The 7391-nt window shown below is 69.5% G+C and carries 8 protein-coding genes and 1 rRNA gene; all 9 read left to right on the top strand.

Going from position 1 to position 7391, the window contains the following annotated elements:
- The first annotated feature begins 6 nt into the window (after positions 1-6).
- The 9 genes from rrf (at position 7) to ACZ61E_RS24325 (ending at position 7264) form a co-directional block, all read left to right on the top strand.
- Positions 7-123: ribosomal RNA gene (rrf, locus tag ACZ61E_RS24365) — 5S ribosomal RNA — on the top strand.
- 79 nt (positions 124-202) lie between these two features.
- Positions 203-847, top strand: a complete 645-nt coding sequence (locus ACZ61E_RS24360; protein ID WP_469701972.1) for an HAD family hydrolase — start codon at positions 203-205, stop codon at positions 845-847.
- Positions 848-890: 43 nt separating this feature from the next.
- On the top strand, positions 891-2123 hold the full coding sequence (locus ACZ61E_RS24355) for an MFS transporter (RefSeq protein ID WP_469701971.1): 1233 nt from the start codon (positions 891-893) through the stop codon (positions 2121-2123).
- On the top strand, positions 2092-3264 hold the full coding sequence (locus tag ACZ61E_RS24350; RefSeq protein ID WP_469701970.1) for an acetoin utilization protein AcuC: 1173 nt from the start codon (positions 2092-2094) through the stop codon (positions 3262-3264). The genes ACZ61E_RS24355 and ACZ61E_RS24350 overlap by 32 nt, the downstream gene beginning before the upstream one ends.
- 166 nt (positions 3265-3430) lie before the next feature.
- On the top strand, positions 3431-4246 hold the full coding sequence (locus tag ACZ61E_RS24345) for a phosphatase (RefSeq protein WP_469701969.1): 816 nt from the start codon (positions 3431-3433) through the stop codon (positions 4244-4246).
- Positions 4247-4374: 128 nt separating this feature from the next.
- On the top strand, positions 4375-4587 hold the full coding sequence (locus ACZ61E_RS24340; RefSeq protein ID WP_014046653.1) for a helix-turn-helix domain-containing protein: 213 nt from the start codon (positions 4375-4377) through the stop codon (positions 4585-4587).
- Between the two features lie 110 nt (positions 4588-4697).
- Positions 4698-4796 (top strand): 30S ribosomal protein bS22, encoded by a 99-nt coding sequence (locus tag ACZ61E_RS24335; RefSeq protein ID WP_003948845.1) that lies wholly within the window; start codon positions 4698-4700, stop codon positions 4794-4796.
- Positions 4797-5014: 218 nt separating this feature from the next.
- Positions 5015-6052, top strand: a complete 1038-nt coding sequence (locus ACZ61E_RS24330) for an NAD-dependent epimerase/dehydratase family protein (RefSeq protein ID WP_469701968.1) — start codon at positions 5015-5017, stop codon at positions 6050-6052.
- Complete coding sequence (locus ACZ61E_RS24325) at positions 6053-7264, top strand: lysophospholipid acyltransferase family protein (RefSeq protein ID WP_469701967.1); 1212 nt, start codon at positions 6053-6055, stop codon at positions 7262-7264. It begins immediately after the preceding gene.
- The last annotated feature ends 127 nt before the right edge of the window (positions 7265-7391 follow it).

The raw sequence follows: 7391 nt of genomic DNA, 5'->3' as shown, positions 1-7391 counted from the left end.
TTGTGTTTCGGTGGTCATTGCGTTAGGGAAACGCCCGGTTACATTCCGAACCCGGAAGCTAAGCCTTTCAGCGCCGATGGTACTGCAGGGGGGACTCTGTGGGAGAGTAGGACGCCGCCGAACAATCTTTGGCCTCAGCCCCCGAACCCATGGTTCGGGGGCTGAGGCATTTCTGCGTTCAGGGGCCGCCTACAGTCGGCACATGAGCTATGAACTGGTCATCTTCGACAACGACGGGGTCCTCGTCGACAGCGAGCCGCTCTCCAACGCCATCCTCGCCGGCTATCTCACCGAACTCGGGCACCCCACCACCTACGAGGATTCGCTCCGCGACTACATGGGCTCCGCGGTGCACCGCGTGCACGATCTCGTGAAGGAGAGAACCGGGCAGCTGCTGCCCGACGACTTCGACGACACTTTGCACAGCCGTGTGTTCGCCGCGTTCGAGCGGGAGTTGCAGCCGGTGGACGGGGTTGTCGAAGTCCTGGAGAAGCTCATCGCCGACGGTCGGCCGTACTGTGTCGCGTCGTCCGGCAGCCATGAACGGATCCGGGTCGGGCACCGAAAGACCGGGCTGGACCGGTGGTTCGAGCCGGGGATCGTCTTCAGCGCGCAGGACGTCGGGCGCGGAAAGCCGGCTCCCGACCTCTTCCTGCACGCGGCCGAGCGGATGGGGGTCTCCCCCGCGCGGTGCGTCGTCGTAGAGGACAGCCCGCTCGGGGTGGCCGCGGCGCGGGCGGCCGGGATGGATGTGTACGCGTTCACCGCGATGACCTCAGCCGCGCAGCTGCCGGGCGCCACCGCGTACTTCTCCTCCATGGACGAGCTTCCGGAACTGCTTGGCTGATCCATCTACCCCTGGGTGGCGCGGAGTCATACGCTGTCCGGCCATGACAGCCAAGCCGGTCGACACAGACGCACGGTTAAGACACGGACGGGTGTCCCTGGCGCTGAGCTTCTCCGTGCAAGGAGTGGCTTTCGCTCTCCTCGTCACCCGCATTCCGGCCATCCAGGACCGGTACGGCGTATCCGACGCCCTGCTTCCGTTGTTTCTGGCGGCCGTTCCGATTCTCGCCGGTGTGGGCAGCGTCCTCACCGAGAGGATCGTCGCGCGTGTACGGCCCCGAGTCGTACTGCGGTGGGCCCAGCCCCTCGTACTGCTCGCCCTCCTCGGGGTCGCCGCCGGTGACCAGGTGTGGCAACTCACCGCCTCGCTCGGTGCGTTCGGGCTGTCGGTCGGGGCGCTCGACGCGTCGATGAACATGCTGGGGGTGCGCCTCCAGCGGGCGTACGGACGCAGCATCATGCTCGGTTTCCATGCCGCGTACAGTCTCGGGGGCATCGCGGGGGCCTCCCTCGCGTGGGCCGGTGCGCACTGGGATCTGTCGCTGCTCCTGTCGTATCTGCCGGTCGTCGTGGTGGTGTTGCCGGCCGCGCTCGTGGGCAGCCGCTGGTACACCGACGCGGAAACGGACACAGCCGCGGCCGGGGCCGCGGACAGGAAGACGGACTCGCGAATACCGGCACCGGCCTTCAGAGCCCTGCTGCCCCTCTGCCTCGTCATGACCTTCGCCTACATCGGCGACTCCACCGTCTCCAACTGGAGCGCGAAGTACCTCCAGGACGTGCTGGGCAGCTCCGACGAGGTCGCCACCGTCCCGTACAACGCGTACATGGTCACCACACTCCTCGGGCGCGCGGCCGGTGACTTCGGGGTGCGTCGCTTCGGGCCCGTCGCGGTCGTACGCTCCGGGTCGCTCCTCGCCGCCGCGGGCTTCGCGGTGGTCGCGCTCGCGCCCGGGGCGTGGGTGGGGATCCTGGGGTTCACCATGCTCGGCCTCGGTCTCTGCGTCCTCGTCCCGCAGTGCTTCGCCGCCGCCGGGCGGATGTTCCCCGGGTCCAGTGACGCGGCCGTCGCCCGGCTGAACATCTTCAACTACGTGGGCTTCCTGATCGGCTCACCGCTCGTCGGCGCGCTCGGTGACGTCTGGAGCTACCGGGGCGCGATGCTCGTTCCGATGCTCATGATCCTGGTGACGCTGGTGTACGCCCGCTCGTTCGCCGACGGGACCGCCCGATACGGTGGCGGGCATGACCGGTCGCGCACAGTTGATGTGGGATGACGCCGTAACGGGCTACGACTTCGGGCCCAGCCACCCGATGGACCCGGTACGCCTGGCACTGACGAGGGAGCTGGTGCGCGCGTACGGGCTGGACCGCGAGGTGGACGTGGTGTCCGCCCCGTCGGCCGGGGCCTCGACGCTGAGACTCGTTCATCACGAGGCGTACATCGACGCCGTACGCCGCTGTTCGGCCGACCCGGGGTCCGCCGACGGTTCGTACGGCATCGGGACCGTCGACGATCCGGCCTTCGCCGGGATGCACGAGGCGTCCGCGCTGATCGCAGGGCAGTCGGTCGGTGCGGCCGAGGCCGTGTGGCGCGGCGCGGCGCGGCACGCCGTGAACTTCGCCGGCGGTCTGCACCACGCGATGCCGGGCTCGGCCTCGGGCTTCTGCGTCTACAACGACGCGTCGCTCGCGATCGCGCGGCTCCTGGAGCTGGGTGCGGAGCGCGTCGCCTACGTGGACGTGGACGTGCACCACGGGGACGGCGTCCAGGCGGCGTTCTGGGACGATCCGCGAGTGCTGACGATCTCCCTGCACGAGCATCCCCGCACGCTCTTCCCGCAGACCGGCTGGCCGGAGGAGACGGGCGCGGGCGCGGGGGAGGGCAGCGCGGTCAATCTGCCGCTGCCCGCGGGGACCGGTGACGAGGGGTGGCTGCGGGCGTTCCACTCGGTGGTGCCTGAGCTGCTGGCGGACTTCCGGCCGCAGGCGCTGGTGACACAGCACGGTGCCGATACCCACTTCGAGGACCCGCTGGCGCATCTCGCGGTGTCGCTGGACGCGCAGCGCGCGGTGCAGGCGTCGTGCCACGAGCTGGCGCACGAGTACGTCGACGGGGGGCGCTGGATCGCGCTCGGTGGTGGTGGGTACTCGGTCGTGGACGTCGTGCCGCGCTCGTGGACGCATCTGGTGTCGATCGCGGCGCACGCGCCCATCGATCCCGAGTCGGCGGTGCCGGAGGAGTGGCGGCGGGAGGTGTACGCCCGTACGCGGGAGTCCGCGCCGCGGCGGATGACGGATGGGCGTACGCCGAACTGGCAGGCGTGGGACGCGGGGTACGATCCCGCGGATCGGCTGGATCAGGCGATTCTGGCGACCCGCAGGGCGGTGTTTCCTCTGCGGGGGTTGCTGGCGTAGGCCGTTGGGCGGGGCGCGTCGGCCGGGGCCGCCCGGTGGGCGGTTCGTCCTCGACCGCCGGACGGGCTTGGCCGGCGCCCCGCTTCTCGGCCGGGCGTTACGCCAACTGTGCGGTGGCGTGGGTGTTCCGGTCCCCGGGGCGTCTTCGTGCGGGAGCATCGGTGCTGTGCTGAGTACCGGAGCCCTACGGGCCCATCTGCTGGCCGCCCGGCTGGCCGGCCCCGTGGCCACCACGCGGGAGCAGAACCTGCGCAGTTACCGGCTCTTCGCCGCCCGCGATCCGCGTGCGACGCTGGGGCTCACCCCCGAACGGGTCTGGCGCGAGAGCGACTTGCTGCGGCTCATGGCCGAGCGGTGCGGAGTCTCCGGGGATCCGGCGCATGTCTCCGGTGGCGATGTCATCGATCCCGAGCGGACGCTGAGCAGCCTCGACGCCTTCGCCGCGCGCCTCGGCAGTGCGGCCGGCCGGCGGGCTCCCGTGCTCTTCGGGACGGGGCATCCGCACCGGCTGATCGGGTTCTACGCGGGTCTCGCAGACGCTTTGTCGGCGGCGGGGTGTCTCGTCCTCACCCCCGCGAAGGGGCGATGTATCGACATAACGACCCGGTTCGGCGTACGCACGCACAGCTTGGACTACGTACGACGAGTCGCGTTGGTGCGGGAATCCGAAACGTCGCACGCCGGGAGTGAGACCGGCGCGCACAGCCATTCCCCCCTCCCCGTCCGGGTGGTGCTGGAGAGCGTCGCCGAGGTCGGCGGGCCGCTTCCGGAACTGGTCGTCGGGGACCACGGATGGGTCTGCGGAGCAGGTCAGTTGGGTATTGAGGCCGTCGGTCTCGCGGACACCGACGACCCCGCGCTGTTCGTCGGCGAGGCGGAGGGCCGGGTCTCCGTCGTGGTCCCGGTTGACGATGGTGTGCGGTCCGACTACTACCGCCCGTTGACTCGCTATGTACTCAATCGAGCGTGTCTGTCACAGTAGGAGGCCATGTGCTGCTCCTCTTCCCCACTCGTATCATCCGCCCCTAGTCTGGGGAGTGAGCGCACAGCGACGAAGAGTCACCGGAGGGGAAGCCGGGGGCCGTCGCGTGCGGAAGGTACAGGTGGATCATGGCTGCTGGCAGCGAGAGGCCTCTCAACGAGGTCAAGTTCCTTACCGTGGCGGAAGTTGCCTCGGTGATGCGAGTGTCGAAGATGACCGTGTACCGATTGGTGCACAGCGGTCATCTGCCGGCGATCCGGGTGGGCAGGTCTTTCCGGGTTCCGGAGCAAGCGGTTCACGAGTATCTCCGCGAGTCATTCGTGGGGGTCGAATCCGCCTGAGATTTCCCTCGGATTACCTCCCTCACTCGGCGGCGGGTAGGCTGGGCCAACGTAGGTCGTGTGGGCCCAGACGCCCCGCACCGAGTGAAGAGAAGTGAGCGAGGGTAGTCGTGGGCTCTGTTATCAAGAAGCGGCGTAAGCGGATGGCCAAGAAGAAGCACCGCAAGCTGCTCAAGCGCACCCGCGTTCAGCGTCGTAACAAGAAGTGATCGACAGCTGTACGTGACATCACGGCCCTTCCACCATGCAGGTGGGAGGGCCGCGGTGCGTTTCGGTGGCGTTCAGGTCAGTTCGGGTCAAAGATTCGCGAAGGTGCGGAGAAGAGCGCCGCGAGGCCCTCACCCGGCCACGGCGACCCGCTACGGTGACGGCTGAGGCAAGCAATGTGCTTGGGCCGGACATCGAAATTCAGGGGAAGGCGCTGATCTTGGGCAAGGTCGTGCTCGTGACCGGAGTGGCCCGCCAGCTCGGCAGCCGTCTCGTACGGCGAATCCTGCGCGACTCCGAGGTGGACCGGGTCATCGGTGTGGACGCCGTCACCCCCGACCACAGTCTCGGTGGTGCCGATTTCGTCCGGGCGGACATCCGTCAGCCCGCCATAGCGCGCGTCCTGGCCGAGCACTCCGTCGACACCGTGGTGCACATGGACGTGACGGGCACCCCGCTCGGCGCCGGCGGCCGGACGGCGGTGAAGGAGACCAACGTCATCGGCACCATGCAACTGCTCGGTGCCTGCCAGAAGTCGCCCACCGTCAAGCGTCTGGTCGTCAAGTCCAGCACGAGCGTGTACGGCGCCGCGCCCCGCGATCCGGCCGTCTTCACCGAGACCACCCCGCCCAAGGCGCTGCCCAGCGGTGGCTTCGCGAAGGACGCGGTGGAGGTCGAGGGGTACGTACGCGGCTTCGCGCGGCGGCGCCCGGACGTGGCCGTGTGCGTACTGCGCTTCGCGAACATCCTCGGGCCCGCAGCGGATTCGCCGCTCGCCGAGTATCTGTCGCTGCCCGTGCTGCCGACGGTCCTCGGTTACGACCCGCGGCTCCAGTTCGTCCACGAGGACGATGTCATCGACGTCCTGCGGATCGCCCTGCACGAACCCCGGCGCGGCACGCTCAACAGCGGGACCTTCAATATCGCCGGTGACGGTGTGCTGTTGCTCTCGCAGTGCTCCCGGCGGCTCGGCAGGCCGACGGTGCCCCTGCTGCTGCCGGCCGTGACCTGGGTCGGCTCGGCGCTGCGCACGCTCGGTATGACCGACTTCTCGCCCGAGCAGATCCGGCTGCTGACCCACGGCAGGGTCGTCAGCACGGACCAGATGCGCGAGACACTGGGGTTCGTACCCTCGTACACGACGGCGGAGTCCTTCACGGACTTCGCACGTGGCCGGGGTGCCGGCCTGTTGCCGCCGGAGGCTGTCGCCGACGCGGTCGACCAGTTCGCCACCCTCGTCAGCAAGGAGCGCAGCTAAATGGCCGATGCCAAGGTCATCCCCTTCGGCGAGGAGCCCCGGTCGCGGCGCGCGGCGAAGCGCGCGCGGGGGCGCGGACCCTCGTCCGCGTCTCCCTCCGCGTCCGCGTCTCCCTCCGCGTCCGCGTCGGGTTCCGGTCCGCACTCGCTGTCGTCCGTGCCCGATCAGGCGGAGGGGATCGAGGACACCATGGCGGTGAACGACCGGCCGGTGCCCGAGCCCGCTGAGCCCGGGGGGACCCCCGGACCGGCTGAGCCGGACGCGGCAGCCGCGCCCGGCACCGAGGCTCCCGCCACCGCCGCGGCGGCCACCGGGGACGCCCACGAGGACGCGACCGCGGGCGCCGGCCGGGACACGGCCGAATCCGGCGGTGGTGACTGGGACCGCCGGCTCGCCGAGGGATTCGCCTTCCTGCGGCGCCGGGTGACCGGTGACTACGAGGTCGATGAGTTCGGGTACGACAAGGAGCTCACCGAACAGGTCCTGATGTCGTTGATCCGCCCGCTCTACGCGAACTACTTCCGCGTCGAGGTGAAGGGCATCGAGAACATCCCCTCGGACGGCGGCGCCCTGGTGGTGTCCAACCACTCCGGCACCCTGCCGCTCGACGGGCTGATGATGCAGGTCGCCGTCCACGACAACCACCCCGCGGGCCGCCATCTGCGGCTGCTCGCCGCCGACCTGGTGTTCATGCTGCCGGTCGTCAACGAGCTGGCGCGCAAGGCCGGTCACACCCTGGCGTGCGCCGAGGACGCGGAGCGGCTGCTCCAGCGCGGCGAGATCGTGGGCGTGATGCCGGAGGGTTTCAAGGGACTGGGCAAGCCCTTCGGGGAGCGCTACAAGTTGCAGCGCTTCGGCCGGGGCGGTTTCGTCTCGACGGCGCTGCGGCACGGTGTGCCGATCGTGCCGTGCTCGATCGTCGGGGCGGAGGAGATCTACCCGATGATCGGCAACTCCAAGACGCTGGCGCGGCTCCTGGGATTCCCGTACTTCCCGATCACGCCGACGTTCCCGTGGCTCGGGCCGCTGGGCGCGCTGCCGCTGCCGACGAAGTGGACGATCCAGTTCGGCGAGCCGATCCCCACGGACGGTTATCCGCCGGAGGCGGCCGAGGACCCGATGCTGATGTTCAACCTGACCGATCAGGTACGAGAGCAGATCCAGCACACGCTCTACAAGCTGCTCGTACAGCGCAGGTCGGTCTTCTTCTGACCGGGAGATGCCGACCGGGACATGGCGCCATGTGAGAGGGGGGGGGGGGGGCGGGCCCCCCCCCCCCCCCCCCGGCCGTGGCCCGCCCCTGGCCCCAAAGATACCCCCGTAGCTCCCTTGGCGTTCT

Source organism: Streptomyces sp. NPDC104581 (assembly GCF_055583685.1).
The sequence above is the reverse complement of the archived record's forward strand: the minus strand, read 5'-3'. Positions and strand labels throughout refer to the sequence as shown.